This window comes from Cryobacterium sp. Hz7 (assembly GCF_004402815.1).
In the GTDB taxonomy this organism is placed as follows: Bacteria; Actinomycetota; Actinomycetes; order Actinomycetales; family Microbacteriaceae; genus Cryobacterium; species Cryobacterium sandaracinum.
On sequence record NZ_SOFB01000057.1, the window covers coordinates 80,056 to 97,722 of the forward strand.

Below are 17,667 nucleotides of genomic sequence, written 5' to 3' on the forward strand. Positions count from 1 at the left end.
CGGCAGCCACTTCGGCGCCCCTGGGGGCGGTTAGGCCCAGCACGAGGGAGCCCGCGTCGGGTGCTAGTGTAAAACCCGGAAATGACATCCTTTAACAGCCGTCCGGTGAGGCGGGGAAGGAGGTCGGGTTGATGGCACGCACCGTGTTGAACCAGGCTGATATCGCTCGAGCGTTGACTCGGATCTCCCACGAGATCCTGGAGTCCAATCGAGGCGCCGAGAACCTTGTGATCCTCGGCATCCCCACTCGCGGGGTCGTTCTGGCCCGGCGCATCGCCGAGACCATCGCGCGCATCGAGCCCACGGCGACGGATGTCCGGGTCGGCTCCCTCGACGTCACCATGTACCGCGATGACCTCGGCCACACCCGCACCCGCACGCCGACCCGCACCCTGGTGCCCGGCAGCGTCGACGGCGTCACGGTGGTGCTCGTCGACGATGTGCTCTACTCGGGCCGCACCATCCGCGCCGCCCTCGACGCACTCGGCGACCACGGGCGGCCGACCGTCGTGCGCCTGGCCGTGCTCGTGGACCGCGGCCACCGCGAACTGCCGATCCGGGCCGACTTCGTGGGCAAGAACCTGCCCAGCTCCACCGCGGAACGCATCAACCTGCACCTGCTCGAGGTCGACGGCGACGAGTTCGTCAGCATCGACGGCGGACCCCTCGAAGGCGCTGACGAGGGGGTCGCGTGATGAGGCACCTCCTCTCGACCAAGGGCATGAGTCGCGACGAGGCGATCCTGCTGCTCGACATCGCCGAGGACATGGCTGATGTCGCCAACCGCGAGGTGAAGAAGCTGCCCACCCTGCGCGGCAAGACCGTGGTCAACCTGTTCTTCGAGGATTCGACGCGGACCCGGATCTCCTTCGAGGCCGCCGCGAAACGGCTGAGCGCGGACGTGATCAACTTCAGTGCCAAGGGCTCGAGCGTGTCGAAGGGCGAAAGCCTCAAGGACACCGCTCAAACCCTCGCCGCGATGGGTGCCGACGGGGTCGTCATCCGCCATCCGGCCTCCGGGGCACCCCACGTGCTGGCCGAAAGCGGCTGGATCGACGCCGGCATCATCAACGCGGGCGACGGCACCCATGAGCATCCGACCCAGGCGCTGCTGGACGCGTTCACCATCCGTCGTCGGCTGCACCAGGGTGCCGCGCGCGGTCGGGGCCTGGACGGCGTCACGGTCACCATCGTCGGTGACATCCTGCACTCCCGGGTGGCCCGCTCGAACCTCTGGCTGCTCACCACGCTCGGCGCGCACGTGAGCCTGATCGCTCCGCCCACCCTGCTGCCGATGGACATGAGCGGTTGGCCGGCCGAGTCGGGCTTCGACCTGGACGCGGCCATCGACGCCGGGCCCGACGTGGTGATGATGCTGCGCATCCAGCAGGAACGCATGGACGCCGCTTTCTTCCCGAACAGCCGCGAGTACTCGCGCCGCTGGGGCCTGGACGATGAGCGCTTCGGCCGTCTGGCCCCGACTACCATTGTGATGCACCCCGGCCCCATGAATCGCGGCTTGGAAATATCTTCAGCGGCGGCCGATTCGGCCGGCTCAACCGTGCGCGAACAGGTCGCAAACGGGGTTTCAGTGCGGATGGCGGCACTGTACCTGCTGTTGTCCGGCGATCGGGAGGATTCATAGATGTCCAGCGACAGCGCGGCCAGCACGCCGTACCTGATTCGAGGTGCGACACTCGCGGACGGCACCCGCGCTGACCTTATCCTCGCCGACGGCAAGATTGTGGAGATCGGTTCCGGGCTTTCTGGTGCCGGCGCAACCGTCGTCGACGCGGCCGGCCTGATCGCTCTGCCCGGCCTGGTCGACCTGCACACGCACCTGCGCGAACCGGGCTTCGAACAGAGTGAAACCATCCTGACCGGCAGTCAGGCCGCGGCCGTGGGCGGCTTCACCAGCGTGTTTGCGATGGCCAACACCTCGCCCGTGCAGGACACCGCCGGCGTCGTCGACCAGGTTCTCGCCCTCGGTGAGCGCGCCGGCTATGTCACCGTGCAGCCGATCGGCGCCGTCACCGTCGGGCTTGCGGGGGAGCGCCTGGCCGAACTGGGCGCCATGGCCACCAGTCGTGCCCGGGTTCGGGTCTTCTCCGACGACGGCTTCTGCGTCTCCGACCCGCTGTTGATGCGCCGGGCCCTCGAGTACGTGAAGGCGTTCGACGGCGTTGTCGCCCAGCACTCCCAGGAACCGCGCCTGACCGAGAAGGCGCAGATGAACGAGGGGGCACTCTCAAGCGAACTCGGGATGGTCGGCTGGCCCGCGGTCGCCGAGGAGTCGATCATCGCCCGCGATGTGCTGCTCGCCGAGCACGTCGGGTCGCGTCTGCACGTGTGCCACGTGTCGACGGCCGGCTCGGTCGACGTCATCCGCTGGGCCAAGGCCCGCGGCATCCAGGTGACCGCCGAGGCCACCCCGCACCACCTGCTGCTCACCGAGGACCTGGTCGTCGGCTACGACGCCCGGTTCAAAGTCAACCCGCCGCTCCGCCGCCGCGAAGACGTCGAAGCCCTGCGCGCCGGCCTCGCCGACGGCACCATCGACATCGTCGCCACCGACCACGCCCCGCACCCGGTCGAGGCGAAGGACTGCGAGTGGGACGCCGCGGCGAACGGCATGGTCGGCCTCGAATCCGCCCTCTCCGTGGTGCACGCGGCCGTCGTCAACACCGGGCTGCTCGACTGGACGGACATCGCTCGCGTGCTTTCCAGCAGCCCCGCCCGGATCGGCCGGCTCGCCGGCCAGGGCCAGGGTCTGCTCGTCGGGGCTCCCGCCGAGCTCACCCTCTACGATCCCGCCGCGAGCCGCGTCTTCGAGCGCGGCAACCTGGCCGGCAGGAGCGCCAACTCGCCCTACCTGGCGATGACCCTGCCGGGTCGGGTGCTGGCCACATTCCACCGGGGCTACGCCACGGTTCTGGACGGTGCGCTGCAGCCCGCCGACGAGATCGCGGCACTCGAGGAGCGAACCCATGGCTAGGACCATCGCCACCGTCATCACCGTCGCCGTGCTGCTCGGCCTGCTCGGCCTCATGCTGCGCAGCTGGCGGGGCCGCAGCCGCCGGGACGCCGCCCTGCCGGCCGGCTACCCGCTGCCCGTCGACGCGGCACTAGAGCTGGCCTCCGCCGCCGTGTTCTACGTCGCCACGACCCTCCGCGCCCAGCCGCTCGAACGCCTGAACATCCCTGGCCTGGGTTTCCGGGCCCGGGCCCGCCTGACCGTGACCGACGCGGGTCTGATCCTGGCCCTGGCCGGCGAGGAGGCGGTGTTCATCCCTGCCTCGGCCATCGCCGTGCTGGAAGACGCCACCGTGGCAATCGACCGCGCCGTCGAGACCGACGGCCTGCTGCTGCTCGGCTGGCGGCTGCCCGGCGCCGACAGACAGATCGTCGACAGCTATTTCCGAATCCTTGACCCATCCGACCGCGTCAGCGTGAACGACGCCATTCGAACCATTGCGGCCGACGCCCGGCGCCCGGCCGCGCGCGATGAAAGCGAGGCGTAGCGTGAGCAACGCAACGACCCCCGACCGACCGACTCCTGCCGTGCTCGTACTCGAGGACGGCCGCCGCTACGAAGGCCGTTCCTACGGCAGCGTGGGGCAGACCCTCGGCGAGATCGTCTTCGCCACCGGCATGACCGGCTACCAGGAGACCCTCACCGACCCGTCCTACGCCGGGCAGATCGTGCTGATGACGGCGCCGCACATCGGCAACACGGGTGCCAACGACGAGGACATGGAATCCCGCCGCATCTGGGTCTCCGGCTTCGTCGTGCGCGAGCCTGCCCGCATGGCCTCCAACTTCCGGTCCACCCGCAGCCTCGATGACGACCTGACGGGCGGGGGAGTGGTCGGGATCAGCGGTGTCGACACGCGTGCGATCACCCGTCACATCCGCTCGTCCGGGGCCATGAAGAGCGGGATCTTCTCCGGCGACCGTTTCGGCCTCTCCGATGGCGAGCAGCTCGAGCTGGTGCGTGCCGGCGCCGGCATGCGTGGCCGCAACCTGTCCGATGAGGTCTCCACGGTCGAACCGTTCTCGGTGCCCGCGCAGGGCGAGCGCATCGGCTCGGTCGCCGTGCTCGACCTCGGGGTCAAGACCTCCACCCTGGGCCACCTCGCCGCGCGCGGCTTCGAGGTGCTGGTGCTGCCCCAGTCGGTCACCGCCGAGCACGTGCTGTCCCTCACCCCGTCGGCCCTGTTCTTCTCCAACGGCCCCGGCGACCCGGCAGCCTCCGACCTACACGTGAACCTCCTACAGGAGGTGCTGCGAGCCGGTGTGCCCTACTTCGGGATTTGCTTCGGCAACCAGCTGCTCGGCCGCGCCCTCGGCTTCCGCACCTACAAGCTGCCCTTCGGGCACCGGGGAATCAACCAGCCCGTGCTCGACAAGACCACCGGCCGGGTGGAAATCACCTCGCAGAACCACGGGTTCGCCGTGGACATGCCCATCGAGGGAGTGCATGAGTCCCGCACCGGCTTCGGCCGGGTGGAGGTGAGCCACTACAGCCTCAACGACCAGGTGGTCGAGGGCATCCGCTGCCTCGATATCCCCGCTTTCTCGGTGCAGTACCACCCGGAGTCGGCGGCCGGCCCACACGACGCCGAGTACCTTTTCGATCGGTTCAGGGATGTGGTGATCGCGCATCGTGCGGCCACCGGAGCAGGAGACGCCAAGTAATGCCCAAGCGCGACGACATCAACAGCGTTCTCGTCATCGGATCGGGTCCGATCGTGATCGGCCAGGCCTGCGAGTTCGACTATTCCGGAACTCAGGCCTGCCGGGTGCTGCGGGCCGAGGGGGTCAGGGTCATCCTGGTCAACTCCAACCCGGCCACGATCATGACCGACCCCGACTTCGCCGACGCCACCTACATCGAGCCGATCACCCCGGAGATCCTCGAGACGATCATCGCCAAGGAACGCCCCGACGCGATTCTGCCGACCCTCGGCGGGCAGACAGCGCTGAACGCCGCCATCCAGCTTCACGAGCGCGGCATCCTGGCCAGGTACGACGTCGAACTCATCGGTGCCTCCTTCGACGCCATCCAGAAGGGTGAGGACCGCCAGATCTTCAAGCAACTGGTGCTGGACACGGGCGCCGGCGTCGCCCGGTCCTACATCGCCCACACGGTCGAGGAGGCCGTCGGCTTCGCCGAGGACCTCGGCTACCCGCTCGTCGTGCGCCCCTCCTTCACCATGGGCGGCCTCGGCTCCGGCTTCGCCTACACCGAGCCGGAACTGCGCCGCATCGTCGGCGACGGGCTGCACCAGAGCCCCACCAGCGAGGTCCTGCTCGAGGAATCCATCCTCGGCTGGAAGGAATTCGAGCTCGAGATGATGCGCGACACGGCCGACAACACGGTCGTCGTGTGCTCGATCGAGAACGTCGACCCGGTCGGCGTACACACCGGCGACTCGATCACCGTCGCCCCGGCGCTGACCCTGACCGACCGTGAGTACCAGAAGTTGCGCGACATCAGCATCGACATCATCCGCGCCGTGGGAGTGGACACCGGCGGCTGCAACATCCAGTTCGCGATCAACCCGGCCGACGGTCGCATCATCGTGATCGAGATGAACCCGCGCGTGTCCCGCTCCTCCGCCCTGGCGAGCAAGGCGACGGGCTTCCCGATCGCCAAAATCGCCGCGAAGCTCGCGCTCGGCTACCGGCTCGACGAGATCCCGAACGACATCACCGGTGTCACCCCGGCCAGCTTCGAACCCACCCTCGACTACGTCGTGGTCAAGGTGCCCCGGTTCGCGTTCGAGAAGTTTCCCGCCGCCGACCAGCGCCTGACCACCACCATGAAGTCCGTGGGCGAGGCGATGGCCATCGGCCGCAGTTACGCCTCCGCGCTGCAGAAGGCGCTCCGCTCGCTCGAGAAGCGCGGTTCGTCGTTCCACTGGGGACCCGAGACCCGCACGGTCGACGAGTTGCTCACGGTCGCCGAAGTACCCACCGACGGCCGGATCGTCACCGTGCAGCAGGCGCTCCGCAAGGGTGCCACCACCGAGCAGGTTTTCGACGCCACCAAGATCGACCCGTGGTTCATCGACCAGATCGTGCTGATCAACGAGATCGCGGACGAGATCGCCGCCGCCGAGCGCCTCGACACAGACATCCTCCGCACCGCCAAAGACCACGGCTTCTCCGACGCCCAGATCGGCGAGCTTCGCGGCTTCGGCGAAGCGGATGTGCGCACGGTGCGCCACATCCTCGGCGTGCGCCCGGTCTTCAAGACCGTCGACACGTGCGCGGGGGAGTTCCCCGCACTCACGCCGTACCACTACTCCAGCTACGACCAGGAGACCGAGGTCGTGCCCAGTGACCGCAAAAAGGTCGTCATCATCGGCTCCGGCCCGAACCGCATCGGCCAGGGCGTCGAGTTCGACTACTCCTGCGTGCACGCCTCGTTTGCCCTCTCCGAGGCTGGCTACGAGACCATCATGATCAACTGCAACCCGGAGACGGTCTCGACCGACTACGACACCTCCGACCGGCTCTACTTCGAGCCGCTCACCCTCGAGGACGTGCTCGAGGTCATTCACGCAGAAAGCCAGAGCGGCGAGCTCGTCGGCGTGGTCGTGCAGCTGGGAGGCCAGACCGCGCTCGGCCTCGCCAAGGGCCTCGAGGCCGAGGGCATCCCGATACTCGGCACCACCCCGGAGGCCATCGACCTGGCCGAGGAGCGCGGACTTTTCTCCGGCATCCTCGACCAGGCCGGCCTGCTCGCCCCCCGCAACGGCGTCGCCACCGACTACGCCGGCGCTGTGGTCGTTGCCGAGGAGATCGGCTATCCCGTGCTCGTGCGCCCGAGCTACGTGCTCGGCGGCCGCGGCATGGAGATCGTCTACGACTCCGCAGCGTTGGCCGACTACTTCAACCGGATGGCCGGACAGGGCATCATCGGCCCGTCGCATCCGCTGCTCGTGGACCGGTTTCTCGACGACGCCATCGAGATCGACGTGGACGCCATCTACGACGGCACCGAGCTCTACATCGGCGGCGTGATGGAGCATATCGAGGAGGCCGGGATCCACTCCGGCGACTCGAGCTGCACCCTGCCTCCGGTCACCCTCGGCCGTGCGGAGATCGACCGCGTGCGCGAGGCGACGCTGGGCATCGCCCGCGGCATCGGCGTGCGCGGCCTGCTCAACGTGCAGTTCGCGATCGGCGCCGGCGTGCTCTACGTGCTCGAAGCGAACCCGCGCGCCTCGCGTACGGTACCGTTCGTGGCCAAGGCCCTTGGCATCACCTTGGCCAAGGCCGCCGCGCTGATCATGGTCGGCAAGACCATCGCCGAACTCAAGGCCGCGGGCAAGCTACCTCTGATCGACGGCTCGCGGGTGCCGATGGATGCTCCGGTCGCCGTGAAGGAAGCCGTGCTGCCGTTCAACCGGTTCCGCACGCCCGAGGGTCTCGTCGTGGACTCCGTGCTCGGCCCGGAGATGCGCTCAACCGGTGAGGTCATGGGCATCGACCGCGACTTCCCGCGGGCCTTCGCCAAGAGCCAGCTCGCCGCCTACGGCGGAATCCCGCTCACCGGCACCGTGTTCGTGTCGGTCTCCGACCGGGACAAGCGCGCGATCATCCTGCCCATGCTGCGCCTCCAGCAGCTCGGCTACTCGATCACCGCCACGGAGGGGACCGCCGAAGTTCTGCAACGCAACGGCATCCGCGCCGCCATCGTCACCAAGTTCAGTGAGAAGGCCGACGAGGCGGACGTGTCGATCGTGGAACTGATCCGCCGCGAAGAGGTGCAGATCGTCATCAACACCCCCGGCGGTCGCACCGCCCGAGCCGACGGCTACGAGATCCGCGCGGCCGCGGTCGCCGCGGACCTGCCGCTGTTCACCACCATCGCCGAGTTGAGCGCCGCAGTGGCCTCGATCGACGCGATTCGCGGCGGCTTCGAGGTGACCTCGCTGCAGGACTACGCCCTCACCCGGACGGCGGCCCTGTGAGCCGCGCGCACGAACAGGACGGGTCGACCGCAGCGGTCGGCCCGGCCGCACCGGCCGCCTTCGGCGACCGGCTGGGTGATGTCTTCTCGGTCCGGGGACAAGTCTGCGTCGGCATCGACCCGCACACCTGGCTCCTGACCGACTGGGGTCTGCCGGACACGGCCGCCGGGGCGGAGTCTTTCGGCCGCCAGGTCGTGGCCGCCGCTGCCGGCCAGGTCGGCCTGGTGAAGCCCCAGGTGGCCTTCTACGAGCGTTTCGGCTCCGCCGGGTACCTCGCCCTGGAACGGGTGCTGGCGGATGCCCGCGCCGCCGGACTGCTCACGATCGCGGACGTCAAGCGCGGCGACCTCGGTACCAGCGTGGAGGCGTACGGCCAGGCCTGGCTGAGCGAGGAGTCCCCCCTGGAGGTCGACGCCATCACCGTGAACGCGTATATGGGCGTCGGGTCGCTGGAACCGGTGTTCCGCCTTGCAGCCCAGACCGGCAAGGGGATCTTCGTGCTGGCTGCCACCTCGAACCCCGAGGCGGCGGCGCTTCAGCGGGCCGTGATCGCCGAGGGGAATCAGACCGGCCAAAGCGTCGCCCAATCCGTCTTCGGCGCCGTGACCGAGCGGAATGCCAGGTCCGGGGCTTCCTCGCTCGGCTCGGTCGGGGTGGTGCTCGGCGCCACACTGGACCTGGCCACGTTCGGACTGGACCTCTCCGTGGCGCCCGCCCGCGGTCTCACCCCCATCCTCGCTCCCGGCTTCGGCCACCAGGGCGCGCAGGTCGCCGATCTGAAGAACTTGTACGGGGGGTACGCGGAAGGCGTTATCGTGAGTGAATCGCGCAGCGTTCTAGAGGTCGGCCCCGACCGAATCAAACAAGCGATTGCGCGCCGAGTAGTTGAAGCAGGAGCTGCCCGTGGCTGAGAATCGCCCCACCCCACCCGACGTCGATCGGGTTGCCGCCTCGCGCGCCGCCGTGGCGGCTCGCCGCGCACGCGCCGCAGTTAAAAGCCAGATTGCGCAGGGAAAACGTAGCGCGCTCGACGTGTTGTCCGCCGCGACCGAGAGCCCGGACGGCGTCGAAGGGCGCCTGCGGGTGACCGAGTTCCTGATCAGCATTCCGGCGATCGGCGTCACCAAGATGCACCGAATCATGGGGAGGCTCGAGATCTCGCCGTCGAAGCGATTGGGGGGGCTGGGCAAGCACCAACGCGATCGGTTGCGAGATTTTCTCACCACGCGCACCGTCGCGAGGCGCGGCGATTCCTCCGCGAAGCTTGTCGTGCTGGCCGGTCCCACCGCGGTCGGCAAGGGAACCGTCGCGGCGCACATCCGTCAGCATCACCCGGGCGTGCACCTGTCGGTGTCGGCCACGACCCGGGCACCTCGCCCAGGCGAGACCGCGGGCGTGAGCTACTTCTTCGTCGACGACGCCGAATTCGACCGGATGGTCGCGGCCGGCGACCTGCTCGAGTGGGCGACCGTGCACAACGCGCACCGCTACGGCACCCCGCGGGGTCCAGTCACGGAGGCCTTGAACGAGGGTCACAGCGTGCTCCTCGAGATCGACATCCAAGGAGCCCGGGCCGTTCGCCGGGCCATGCCGGAGGCCAGACTGGTCTTCCTGCTTCCGCCGAGCTGGGACGAACTGGTGCGCCGGCTGATCGGCCGGGACACCGAGGCGCCCGCCGAACAGGCCCGCCGGCTCGAGACGGCCAAACTCGAATTGGCCGCCCAGGGGGAGTTCGATTATCGGGTCGTAAACCACGACGTGGGCGAAGCGGCGCGCGAGGTCGTAGACTTGATGGATCTGCGTACGGCGCCGTTGCTGCCGTAGCGCCCGTTTTCCGTGATTCTGCGCGTCCCGCAGCACAAACCGCTCTGAAGGAGTGACACCAATGGCTACCAAGCTCACTGGCATCATTGACCCGCCCATCGACGACCTGCTCACCAAGGCCGACTCCAAGTACGCCCTCGTGGTCTTCGCCTCCAAGCGCGCGCGTCAGATCAACGACTACTATGCGGACCTGCACGAAGGCAGCCTGTTCGACAATGTCGGCCCGCTCGTCGACTCGACCGTCGACGACAAGCCGCTGTCCGTCGCCCTCCGCGAGATCAACGAAGACAAGCTCACCTCCCGCCCCATCGCCGAGTAACGCACCCACAAGCGCGCAGGATGTCGTCAGGTCGCACGATCGTCGTCGGGATAACCGGCGGCATTGCTGCCTACAAGGCCGTGAACGTCGTGCGCGCTTTCGTGTTGCGGGGGGACTGCGTGCACGTCGTGGCGACGCCGGCGGCGCTGCGATTCGTCGGCAAGCCCACCCTCGAGGCTATCTCCCGCAACCCCGTGCACACGGATCTCTATGAGGGCGTCGCCGAGGTGCGGCACGTGGCCATTGGCCAATCCGCCGACCTGATCGTCGTGGCCCCGGCCACCGCGAACACCATCGCGAAGCTCGCCGCCGGCCTCGCCGACGACCTGCTCGGCAACACCATCCTGGCCAGCACCGCCCCGCTCGTGATCGCCCCGGCGATGCACACGGAGATGTGGAACAACGCGGCCACGGTCGCCAATGTGGCCACCCTCCGCGCCCGCGGCGTCATCGTCGTCGGGCCTGGGGTCGGCCAGCTCACCGGCGCCGACGCCGGAGCCGGCCGGATGGAAGAGCCCGACACCATCGTCGCCGCGGCCCTCGCCGCCCTTGCCTTGGCCGACCGCACCGATGGGCCAGGGGCCGACCTGGTCGGCAAGCACGTCGTGATCACCGCTGGCGGCACTCGCGAGCCCCTCGACCCCGTGCGCTTCCTCGGCAACCGTTCCAGCGGTAAGCAGGGGGTCGCCCTGGCGCAGGCCGCCCTGGCTCGGGGTGCGTCCGTGACCCTGATCGCCGCGAATCTCGAGGTTGCCGCACCAACAGCGGTGGAACTGCGGCTCGTGGGCACCGCGCTCGAGCTCGAGGCGGCCGTCACGGATGCCTCCGCCGGGGCCGACGCCGTGATCATGGCGGCCGCGGTCGCCGACTACCGGCCGGTGCAGGTGAGCGCCGGCAAGATCAAGAAAGACGAGACCGGCGACACCCTGCTGCTCGAACTGACCCGTAACCCCGATATCCTCGCCGGGCTCGCCCGGACGAAGCGCACGGGCCAGGTACTGATCGGGTTCGCCGCGGAGACGGAGCCGGATCCGGTTCGCCTGCTTGTACTCGGCCGCGAGAAAATGGCGCGCAAGGGCTGCGACTTCCTGGTGGTCAACCGCGTGGGCTGGGCGGAGGGTTTCGCCTCGGACCGTAACGCGATCACGGTGCTCGATCACGACGGAGATATAGTGTGTGAGGTCTCCGGAACCAAAATGTCGGTGGCCGGGCGCATCCTTGACCTGATCGGCTGAGACCGCTCGGGCATCCGGTCACCTGGGTTGCCGTCGCCGTCGCCGGCAAGGGCAGGGTCTCCGGCGCTTCCCGACCGGCACGACCGGGTGCCCGGTCGGCTCGGCCCGGTCTCAGCGGAGAATTTTTCACGTTCATTTCTTCTACACGTTGTTCTGCAACAGAGACGGGCAAGATGCGCGATCTACGCCTTTTCACTTCGGAGTCGGTAACCGAAGGTCACCCCGACAAGATCTGCGACCAGATCTCCGACAGCATTCTGGATGCGCTCCTGACGGAAGACCCGCACAGCCGGGTCGCCGTCGAGACCCTCGTCACCACCGGGCTCGTTCACGTCGCCGGCGAGGTCAGCACCGAGGCCTACGTCGAGATCCCCTCAATCGTGCGCAAGTGCATCACCGATATCGGCTACGACTCTTCGGACGTCTGGTTCGACGGCCGCTCCTGCGGCGTGGAGATCTCCATCGGCGGCCAGTCGCCCGACATCGCGCAGGGCGTGGACAACGCCTTCGAGCGTCGGGAAGAGTCCAGTGTCGAGGACTTCGACCGCCAGGGCGCCGGCGACCAGGGCATCATGTTCGGATACGCCACCCGGGAGACCCCCCAGCTGATGCCGATCCCGATCTGGATCGCACACCGCCTCGCCGAACGCCTCGCCGAGGTGCGCAAGTCCGGCGAACTCGACTACCTCCGGCCCGACGGCAAGACCCAGGTCACCATCGGCTACGACGGCATCACGCCGCGCTCGGTCGAGACCGTCGTGCTGTCGACCCAGCACTCGCCGAAGGTGTCCAACGAGCAGCTGCGTGCGGAGGTCGAGGAACTCGTCATCCGCCCGGTGCTCGACCGCGTGGAACTGGACTCGTCTGAACTGAATACGCTGATCAACCCGACCGGGCGGTTCGAGATCGGCGGCCCTCAGGGCGACGCCGGCCTCACCGGGCGCAAGATCATCATCGACACCTACGGCGGTTCCAGCCGGCACGGCGGGGGCGCGTTCAGCGGCAAGGACCCGTCGAAGGTCGACCGCTCCGCAGCGTACGCGATGCGCTGGGTGGCCAAGAACGCCGTGGCCGCCGGGCTGGCTGACCGTCTCGAGATTCAGGTGGCCTACGCCATCGGCAAGGCCTCGCCCGTCGGACTTTACGTGGAGACCTTCGGCACCGGGGTGATGGCCGACCGGGACATCACCGCGGCGATCCGCGCGGTCTTCGACCTGCGCCCGGCCGCGATCATCCATTCCCTTGACCTGCTGCGCCCGATCTACGCGCAGACCGCCGTCTACGGCCACTTCGGCCGCGAGCTTCCCGACTTCACCTGGGAGCGCCTCGACCGGGTCGACGAGCTGAGAAGCGCTGCCGGACTGTGACCGGGCAGGCGCGGCGCCGATGACCCGCTCCGGCCTCGTGGCCCGGGTGCTCATCGACTCGCCGCTGCCGCAGCTCGACCACCTGTTCGATTACAGCATTCCCGATGAGCTCGCCGGCATCGCCCGGCCCGGCGTGCGCGTGCGGGTGCCGCTGCGCTCGGCCGGTCGCGTCGCCGACGGATACCTGATCGAGGTGTTGGGTGCGGCCGAGGGGCGCGGTGCGGTCGGACCGGCCGCAGGCCCGGAGGCGCTGCCGGGTCTCGAGGCTGGCACCGAATTCCGGGGCGCGCTCAGCCCGATCGAGAGCGTGGTCTCCGCCGCCCAGGTGCTCACCCCCGAGGTCTGGGAGCTCGCCCGTCGGGTCGCCGACCGGGCCTCGGGGAACGCGAGCGACATCATCCGTCTCGCCGTGCCCCCGCGCCAGGTCCGGGTGGAGAAAACCTGGCTGGCGGCGCGAACAGCGGATGCTTCCGCCCCGGCCGACGGGACGGCCGGTGTTGCCACCGTGGCCGAGCCTGGCGATGTGGCCGACCCCGCCACCCCCGCCGGGCCGGCCTGTGCCGATTACCCGGCCGGCACCCTCGACACGGCCGTCGCCACGGGGGCGCGCCTCTGCGTGGCCGCGGTGCCCGAGCTGCAACGGCTGCCGGACGGGCAGACCATCGGGAAGTGGGCGATCACCCTGGCCGAGCTCGCGGTGGCCGGCCTGGCCGCCGGGCGGAGCGCCATCCTCGTCGTGCCGGACTACCGCGACCAGGACCAGCTTCAGGCCGCCCTCGACCTGCTGGCCCCGGCCGACTCGGTCAGCCGCGTCGATGCACGCCAGCCCAACCCGGAACGCTATCGGGCCTTCCTGGCCGCCCTTGCCCCGGAACCCCGGATCGTGCTCGGCAATCGGTCGGCCGTCTACGCGCCGGCCCACGACCTCGGTCTGATCGCGCTCTTCGACGACGGCGACCCGCTGCACGGCGAACCGCTCAGCCCCTACGCGCACTCCCGCGACGCCGCGCTCGTGCGCCAGGGCCAGTCCGGCTGCGCCCTCGTCTTCCTCGGCCATACCCGCACCGTCGAGGTGCAGCGCCTGGTCGAGATGGGCTGGCTCACTGCGGTGCACCCCGCGCAGAACCGGCATCCGCGGATCATCCCTACCGACTTCCAGTCCGAGCCCGACCAGCAGGCCCGCGCCGCGCGCATCCCGACGGCCGCGTGGCGGGCCGCCAAGGAGGCGCTGGCCCACGGCCCCGTGCTGGTGCAGGTGGCCAGCCCCGGCTACGCCCCGATGCTCGCCTGCCAGAGTTGCAAGAAGGCCGCCCGCTGCACCACCTGTCAGGGGCCGCTCGCTTTGGCCTCCAAGGACTCCACCCCGTCGTGTCGCTGGTGCGGGGCGCTGGCCGCCAACTGGAGCTGCACGCACTGCGAGGGGCGCGCCCTGCGGGTCGTCACCCTCGGCACCGGGCGAACCGCCGAAGAACTCGGCCGGGCGTTCCCCGGCGCGCGCATTGTCGTCGCCGACGGCGACCATCCGCTGCAGCACCTCGGCGACGCCCCGGCCCTGGTGATCGCCACCCGCGGCGCGGAGCCCATCCCGACGGGTGGATACCGAGCCATCCTGCTGCTCGACGGCGAACGGATGCTCGCCCGGGAATCCCTGCGGGTCGGGGAGGACTGCCTGCGCTGGTGGTCCAACGCCGCATCCCTGGCGGCCCCAGGTGCTGCTGTGGTCCTGGTCGGCGTGGGCGGGCTCGTCGCCCGGGCGCTGAACTCCTGGCAGCCCGAGATGCTCGCCGCGTCGGAACTGGCCGATCGCCGCCAACTGCGATTCCCGCCCGCGGTGCGTGCTGCATCCGTCACCGGCACCGACGCCGACGTCGCCCTGGCCCTGGCAGAGCTGGCCGGGATGGACGGCGTCGATGTACTCGGCCCGGTCACCACGGAGGACCCCCTGGTGCGTGCGATCGTGCGGCTGCCCTACGCCAGCGGTGACGCCGTGGCCCGTGCGCTCAAGGCCGCGGTCGTGCGCAATGCCGCCCGCCGCCGGCGCCCGAAGGGGGCGGCCTTCCGCCCCGCGCCTACACTCAAAGTACGATTCGACGACCCGGAGCTGCTCTAAATGAAACTCGTCTTCGCCGGCACGCCGCAGGCGGCCGTGCCCAGCCTGGGCGCCCTGGCTCAGTCCCACCACGACCTCGCGGCCGTGATCACCCGGGCGGATGCCCCGTTCGGCCGCAAACGCGTGCTCACCCCCTCGCCGCTCGCGCGAGCCGCCGTCGAGAACGGGCTGCACGTGATCAAGGCCAATCGCCTCGACGAGGCCGCGACCGTGGAGATCGCCGCACTGCGACCCGACCTCGGCGTCATCGTCGCCTACGGCGGGCTCGTGCGTGAACCGCTCCTGTCGGTGCCCCGGCTCGGCTGGATCAACCTGCACTTCTCCCTGCTCCCGCGCTGGCGCGGTGCCGCTCCCGTGCAACGCGCACTCATGGCCGGCGACGAGCAGACTGGTGCCGCCGTATTCCAGCTGGTTCCGGAACTCGACGCGGGCGCCGTGTTCGCGCAACTGACGCGGGCGATCGTCGAGGACGACACCGCGGGCAGCCTGTTGCGGGCGCTCAGCGACAGCGGCGCGCGCCTGCTGCTGCAGGTGATCGACGCCCTCGAAGCCGGCGGCGTCCAGGCGACCCCGCAGTCCGGTCCGGTCACCCTGGCCCCCAAGCTGACTCTTGCGGATGCCCGTATCGACTGGTCCGAACCGGCCGTCTCGGTGCGCAACCGGGTGCGCGGGGTCACCCCGGAGCCGGGCGCGTTCACGGTGCTCGGCGACGCCCGCCTCAAACTCCAGGGCGTTGCCCTGACCCAGGGATCCGAGCCGCAACCGGCCGGCCTGATCCGTGAGATCGACAAGAAAGTGCTGATTGGAACGGGGACCGAGCCACTCGAGCTGGTCACCGTGCAACCGGCCGGAAAGACACAGATGAAGGCAATCGACTGGTGGCGCGGAGTGAATTGGACGGAGGTTGTCGCCTCATGAGCGACGACCGTCGCCAGGGGCGAAAGAACGACGTCCGTGCTCAGGGCGGCCGCGGCCTGGAGCGCCCGCAGACCGACTTCGTGCAGCCGGCCCGGCGGGTGGCCTACGAGGTCATCGCCGCCGTGCGGGAATCAGACGCCTACGCGAACCTGCTGCTGCCCGGCCGCATCAAGCGGGCGGCGCTCAGCACCGCGGATGCCGCATTGGCCACCGAGCTGACCTACGGCACCCTGCGTATGCAGGGCTTCTACGACCGGGTGATCGCCGACGCGGCCGGTCGGCCCGTCACCGTGATCGACCCGGCCATCCTGGACGTGCTACGTCTTGGTGCGCACCAGTTGCTCGCCACCCGGGTGGCCACCCACGCCGCCGTGAACGAGTCCGTCGAACTCGCCCGTCAGGTGGGCTCCCGCGCCACCACCGGTTTCACCAACGGGGTGCTGCGCACCATCTCCCGCTCCAGCGCCGACGAGTGGCGCGAACGCGTGCTCACCGAAGCCACCAGTGATGATGACCGCCTTGCCGCGGAGCACTCACACCCGATCTGGGTGGTGCGGGCGTTCCGGCAGTCGCTGCGCCTCGAGGGCCGAGAGACCGAGCTCGAGGAGCTGCTGTCGGCCGACAATGCCGCGCCCAAGGTGAACATGGTCATTCTGCCCGGCCTCAGCAACACCGAAGACACCGACGGTCTCGGCGTTGCCAACGACTTCTCGCCCATCGGTTTTGTGCTGGCCGGCGGCGACCCCGTGCACCTGATGCAGGACAGCGGCGGACGCCTTCGAGTGCAGGACGAGGGATCCCAGTTGGCGGCCCTCACGCTCAGTCGGGCCCGCCCGGTGGCGCCGGGGGAGCGTTGGCTCGACCTCTGCGCGGGCCCCGGCGGCAAGGCCTCCCTCCTTGCCTCCGAGGCGCTGGCCGGCGGGGCCAGCCTCGTCGCCAACGAGCTCGTCCCGGCTCGGGCCGCCCTCGTGCGTAAGGCGCTGGCCGCCGTGCCCGGAGAGGTGCCTGTCTGGGAGGAGGACGGCACCCGGTTCGGAGACGATCATCCGAAGGAGTTCGACCGGATCCTGCTGGATGCTCCCTGCACCGGGCTCGGCGCGCTACGTCGGCGCCCGGAGGCCCGCTGGCGCAAGCAGCCCAAGGACGTCGCCGAGCTCTCCGATCTGCAGTCCGGGCTGATCCACGCGGCCCTTGGCGCGCTCAAGCCGGGCGGGGTGCTGGCCTACGTCACCTGCTCACCGCACATCGCGGAGACCCGCGGGATCGTGGCTACCGCGCTCAAGAGATGGGAGGGCCGTGTGCGCACTCTCGACACGGCATCCGTGCTGCAGGGGCTGAGCAGCTCCGAGCTCGACCTGCCCGGCGACGGGGGCAGCGTGCAACTGTGGCCGCATCGGCACGGCACTGACGCTATGTTCATCACCCTGCTCGAGCGCACGGAGTAGCCCGCGCACCCGGACCCGGCGCACCCGGACCCGGCGCACCCGGACCCGGCGCATTCGGGCCCGGCGCATTCGGGCCCGGCGCATTCGGGCCCGGCGCATTCGGGCCCCGGCCTCGACCCAATCTGACGGAGATTCTGGCTCCCCTGGTTCTTCCGTGAGCATGGCCCGGCCGAGCCCGCGCGTGTGGCTAAGGCAGGACATCCGTCCCGCGCGTTCACCGGTGCCGCGAATCAGTGCGGCACCGGAGTAGATATCCAACCCGGCCGGTGGGATCTCCTGAGTTGACCACGACACTCACGAATGCGCAGCGGTTCTTGCGCGGGCGGGGCGAGTGTCCGGCCCGCCCGACGGCAACCGGTGGATGCGTCGTTCCTGCGGCTGCGGCTCTGCCTCGGCCAGCCAGCCGGCATGCGTGCGGGCCGGCGTCGCCCCGGCCGCGCCCGCGCGTCGCGTGGCCAATTCAG

14 protein-coding genes are annotated in these 17,667 nt (G+C 69.6%); all 14 read left to right on the forward strand.

The genetic code is table 11. From position 1 onward, the window contains the following. Nucleotides 1–128: 128 nt before the first annotated feature. On the forward strand, nt 129–695 hold the full coding sequence (gene pyrR / locus E3N86_RS15380) for a bifunctional pyr operon transcriptional regulator/uracil phosphoribosyltransferase PyrR (RefSeq protein WP_134371539.1): 567 nt from the start codon (nt 129–131) through the stop codon (nt 693–695). Next, nucleotides 695–1,645: an aspartate carbamoyltransferase catalytic subunit gene (locus E3N86_RS15385; protein WP_104171013.1), complete on the forward strand. Its 951-nt coding sequence runs from the start codon at nt 695–697 to the stop codon at nt 1,643–1,645. The genes pyrR and E3N86_RS15385 overlap by 1 nt, the downstream gene beginning before the upstream one ends. Continuing rightward, nucleotides 1,646–2,995 carry a dihydroorotase gene (locus E3N86_RS15390; RefSeq protein ID WP_134512247.1) on the forward strand — a complete coding sequence of 450 codons (1,350 nt, stop codon included), beginning with the start codon at nt 1,646–1,648 and terminating at the stop codon, nt 2,993–2,995. Then, the gene (locus E3N86_RS15395; protein WP_104194880.1) at nt 2,988–3,521 is read left to right on the forward strand and encodes a hypothetical protein; all 534 of its coding nucleotides are present in this window, start codon (nt 2,988–2,990) and stop codon (nt 3,519–3,521) included. Before E3N86_RS15390 ends, E3N86_RS15395 begins: the two co-directional genes overlap by 8 nt. Then, on the forward strand, nt 3,505–4,698 hold the full coding sequence (gene carA, locus E3N86_RS15400) for a glutamine-hydrolyzing carbamoyl-phosphate synthase small subunit (RefSeq protein WP_174843028.1): 1,194 nt from the start codon (nt 3,505–3,507) through the stop codon (nt 4,696–4,698). The genes E3N86_RS15395 and carA overlap by 17 nt, the downstream gene beginning before the upstream one ends. Beyond that, nucleotides 4,698–7,985 (forward strand): carbamoyl-phosphate synthase large subunit, encoded by a 3,288-nt coding sequence (gene carB, locus E3N86_RS15405; RefSeq protein WP_134512248.1) that lies wholly within the window; start codon nt 4,698–4,700, stop codon nt 7,983–7,985. The genes carA and carB overlap by 1 nt, the downstream gene beginning before the upstream one ends. Then, nucleotides 7,982–8,896: an orotidine-5'-phosphate decarboxylase gene (gene pyrF, locus E3N86_RS15410; RefSeq protein ID WP_174720170.1), complete on the forward strand. Its 915-nt coding sequence runs from the start codon at nt 7,982–7,984 to the stop codon at nt 8,894–8,896. Before carB ends, pyrF begins: the two co-directional genes overlap by 4 nt. Continuing rightward, nucleotides 8,889–9,809 carry a guanylate kinase gene (gene gmk, locus E3N86_RS15415; RefSeq protein ID WP_134512249.1) on the forward strand — a complete coding sequence of 307 codons (921 nt, stop codon included), beginning with the start codon at nt 8,889–8,891 and terminating at the stop codon, nt 9,807–9,809. The genes pyrF and gmk overlap by 8 nt, the downstream gene beginning before the upstream one ends. Before the next feature lie 61 nt (nt 9,810–9,870). Continuing rightward, a complete protein-coding gene (gene rpoZ / locus E3N86_RS15420; RefSeq protein ID WP_104100518.1) occupies nt 9,871–10,128 on the forward strand; it encodes a DNA-directed RNA polymerase subunit omega in 258 nt (85 codons plus the stop codon). 20 nt (nt 10,129–10,148) lie between these two features. Beyond that, nucleotides 10,149–11,363: a bifunctional phosphopantothenoylcysteine decarboxylase/phosphopantothenate--cysteine ligase CoaBC gene (gene coaBC, locus E3N86_RS15425; protein ID WP_134512250.1), complete on the forward strand. Its 1,215-nt coding sequence runs from the start codon at nt 10,149–10,151 to the stop codon at nt 11,361–11,363. 173 nt (nt 11,364–11,536) lie between these two features. Beyond that, entirely contained in the window at nt 11,537–12,730 is a 1,194-nt protein-coding gene (gene metK, locus E3N86_RS15430) for a methionine adenosyltransferase (protein WP_104100520.1), read from the forward strand. Nucleotides 12,731–12,749: 19 nt separating this feature from the next. Then, complete coding sequence (locus E3N86_RS15435) at nt 12,750–14,840, forward strand: primosomal protein N' (protein ID WP_134512251.1); 2,091 nt, start codon at nt 12,750–12,752, stop codon at nt 14,838–14,840. After that, nucleotides 14,841–15,758 (forward strand): methionyl-tRNA formyltransferase, encoded by a 918-nt coding sequence (gene fmt, locus E3N86_RS15440; RefSeq protein ID WP_104100522.1) that lies wholly within the window; start codon nt 14,841–14,843, stop codon nt 15,756–15,758. Continuing rightward, complete coding sequence (locus E3N86_RS15445) at nt 15,755–17,203, forward strand: RsmB/NOP family class I SAM-dependent RNA methyltransferase (RefSeq protein ID WP_134512252.1); 1,449 nt, start codon at nt 15,755–15,757, stop codon at nt 17,201–17,203. The genes fmt and E3N86_RS15445 overlap by 4 nt, the downstream gene beginning before the upstream one ends. Nucleotides 17,204–17,667 lie beyond the last annotated feature (464 nt).

What these genes read in the sequence shown, in the direction of transcription:
- E3N86_RS15390 (WP_134512247.1), top strand. Translation starts at nt 1,646, where the DNA reads ATGTCCAGCGACAGCGCGGCCAGCACGCCGTACCTGATTCGAGGTGCG.
- E3N86_RS15385 (WP_104171013.1), top strand. Translation starts at nt 695, where the DNA reads ATGAGGCACCTCCTCTCGACCAAGGGCATGAGTCGCGACGAGGCGATC.
- carB (WP_134512248.1), top strand. Translation starts at nt 4,698, where the DNA reads ATGCCCAAGCGCGACGACATCAACAGCGTTCTCGTCATCGGATCGGGT.
- E3N86_RS15445 (WP_134512252.1), top strand. Translation starts at nt 15,755, where the DNA reads ATGAGCGACGACCGTCGCCAGGGGCGAAAGAACGACGTCCGTGCTCAG.
- E3N86_RS15395 (WP_104194880.1), top strand. Translation starts at nt 2,988, where the DNA reads ATGGCTAGGACCATCGCCACCGTCATCACCGTCGCCGTGCTGCTCGGC.
- carA (WP_174843028.1), top strand. Translation starts at nt 3,505, where the DNA reads ATGAAAGCGAGGCGTAGCGTGAGCAACGCAACGACCCCCGACCGACCG.
- rpoZ (WP_104100518.1), top strand. Translation starts at nt 9,871, where the DNA reads ATGGCTACCAAGCTCACTGGCATCATTGACCCGCCCATCGACGACCTG.
- coaBC (WP_134512250.1), top strand. Translation starts at nt 10,149, where the DNA reads ATGTCGTCAGGTCGCACGATCGTCGTCGGGATAACCGGCGGCATTGCT.
- fmt (WP_104100522.1), top strand. Translation starts at nt 14,841, where the DNA reads ATGAAACTCGTCTTCGCCGGCACGCCGCAGGCGGCCGTGCCCAGCCTG.
- E3N86_RS15435 (WP_134512251.1), top strand. Translation starts at nt 12,750, where the DNA reads ATGACCCGCTCCGGCCTCGTGGCCCGGGTGCTCATCGACTCGCCGCTG.
- metK (WP_104100520.1), top strand. Translation starts at nt 11,537, where the DNA reads ATGCGCGATCTACGCCTTTTCACTTCGGAGTCGGTAACCGAAGGTCAC.